Here is a 2,027-nt window from a genome sequence, read left to right as displayed (position 1 = left end):
CCGCGCGCTCCGGCGGGGTAGGTGTCAAAGGCGAGCGCGGCTACGATCCCGCCCGCCGCGTCGTCGGCCGCAAACGTCATGCGCTGACCGATACGGACGGTCGCCTGCTGGTCGCGGCTGTCTCGCCCGCCAACCTGCACGGCGGCCACGGCGGTGTCGCCCTGCTACGAGCCTCGCGTAGCCTGTGGCCGTTCCTGGCCCACTGCTTCGCCGACCGCGCTTAGACCCCGTCTCATAACGGGCGCCTGGTCCACTGTGCATCGCTGGTTCTTGCGCCTGTCGCGGGCGGGTGTGTTCGAACGTCTGGCCCATGCCCTAACGATGGCCGACCGCGAGCGGGTCGGGCGCGCGGCCAGCCCGAGCGGCGGCATCCTCGATGCCCAGGCCGCGCGCTCCGGCGGGGTCGGCGTCAAAGGCAAGCGCGGCTACGATCCGGCCCGGCGCGTCGTCGGGCGCAAGCGCCACGCGCTGACCGATACGGACGGTCGTCTGCTGGTCGCCGCCGTCTCCCCTGCCAACCTGCACGACAGCCATGGCGGCGTGGCGCTCCTGCGCGCCTCCCGCGGGCTGTGGCCGTTCCTGACCCACTGCTTCGCGGACCGCGCCTACCGGGGTGACCGCGTCGGCTCGGCCACAGCCATCACCGTCGAGATCGTCGAGCCCGAAGAAGGCCAGAAGGGCTTCGCCGTCCAGCCGAGGCGCTGGGTGATCGAGCGTACATTCGGATGGATTGCCCGCTGCCGAAGGCTCGCCCGCGATCACGAGGCCACCGCCTCCTCCGCACTCGCCTTCTTCGTCCTCGCCGCCGCCATGATCCTCGTCAGGCGACTGGTACGAGCGTTATGAAACGGGGTCTTACGGGCCTGGGTAATTACTATACGCCAGTGCCTTACCACAATCCGAGAGCAATCTCAGCAGCCTTTCTGCTCACCCTGCGAGCGCCGGAGCGATGACCGTGCGAGCCACGTGAACACGCTTCCAGTCGAGCCTTTCGAGCAAGGCCGCGAGCTGCGCCGCCGTGAGGCGTACGACGCCATCCTCGATCTTCGGCCAGCAGAACTGACCGGCCTCCAGGCGCTTGGTCGCCAGGATCACCCCGCTCCCGTCCCAGAACAACAGCTTGGCCCTGTCGGCGCGATTCAATCGGAACACGTAGACCGTGCCAGAGAACGGATCCGCGCCCATCGCATCCTGCACCAGAGCAGCCAACCTATCCATGCCCTTGCGGAAGTCCACCGGCCGCGTCGCCATCATCACGCGCACCGCACCGGAGGGCCCGATCATGCCGTGGCCTTCAGCGCCCGGATCACCGCCGCGATCTGAGCCCCGCTCGCGCCCGGTCCGACGCGGACCGCGACGCCGGAGATCTCCAATTCGATCCCAGTGGTGGCCGGATCGCGCCGTCGCGCATGTCGGGACCGATTCGCAGGTGCAGCGAGCGGCTCGGGCGTCGGCTCCGTGACGAGAGCAGGGACGAATCCCACCGCTGTGGGGGCCCGCTCGGCCTCAAGCGCGCGCCGCGCCTCCCGCCGCCAGCCAAACACCTGTTGCGGCGTTAGCCCATGGCGGCGGGCCATCACTGACACGACCGCGCCGGGCAGAAGCGTCTCATCCAAGACCGCAGCCTTGGCGTCGGCCGACCAGACCCGCCGACTACCTGCGCCGTTGATGAGCTCCAGCCGCCTCGGCTCAAATCTACGCCCAAATCCAGACACGAGCCGATCCCCACGCCCCCTGCAATGGACATCAGCATCCAAACTCGTCACGCCAACCGAAAAGGCGGCTCCGGACACCGCTTACCTTCATCAGGGCCAGCGGCCATGCGTGCCGCACAAACAGGCCGGACACATGGCTGCAACCAACCACACAGCATCACTTTCCACTTGCACCTCTGGGGCCGTCCACACATGGGTCTTCCACTCGGCGCAAGCCGTGGTGCACACGGCCTCGCCGACGCGGGGCGCCGTCGTGGTGCGGGAGATGATGGACGGTCACCGGCCCGCAGTGTGGATCTCGGACCGCTACAC

2 protein-coding genes and 2 pseudogenes are annotated in these 2,027 nt (G+C 68.6%); 2 read left to right on the top strand and 2 right to left on the bottom strand.

Annotation, left to right across the window (positions count from 1 at the left end; translation table 11 throughout):
• A pseudogene (locus tag COGEMETH_RS10805) lies at nucleotides 1–221 on the top strand (transposase); the annotation flags it as partial.
• 25 nt (nucleotides 222–246) lie between these two features.
• Nucleotides 247–846: pseudogene (locus COGEMETH_RS10800) on the top strand (IS5 family transposase); the annotation flags it as partial.
• Nucleotides 847–927: 81 nt separating this feature from the next.
• On the opposite strand, the gene tnpB reads toward COGEMETH_RS10800, so the two are convergent.
• Entirely contained in the window at nucleotides 928–1,284 is a 357-nt protein-coding gene (tnpB, locus tag COGEMETH_RS10795; RefSeq protein ID WP_238182569.1) for an IS66 family insertion sequence element accessory protein TnpB, read from the bottom strand.
• Nucleotides 1,281–1,715, bottom strand: coding sequence for an IS66-like element accessory protein TnpA (gene tnpA / locus COGEMETH_RS10790; RefSeq protein ID WP_283214981.1), 435 nt, complete (start codon nucleotides 1,713–1,715; stop codon nucleotides 1,281–1,283). Before tnpA ends, tnpB begins: the two co-directional genes overlap by 4 nt.
• Nucleotides 1,716–2,027 lie beyond the last annotated feature (312 nt).

The sequence above is a fragment of the Methylobacterium trifolii genome (genome assembly GCF_022179685.1).
Lineage (GTDB): Bacteria > Pseudomonadota > Alphaproteobacteria > Rhizobiales > Beijerinckiaceae > Methylobacterium > Methylobacterium trifolii.
The sequence above is the reverse complement of the archived record's forward strand: the minus strand, read 5'-3'. Positions and strand labels throughout refer to the sequence as shown.

Bases quoted from the DNA above. Each gene is read 5' to 3' on its own strand.
- tnpB (WP_238182569.1), bottom strand. From the start codon at position 1,284: ATGATCGGGCCCTCCGGTGCGGTGCGCGTGATGATGGCGACGCGGCCG.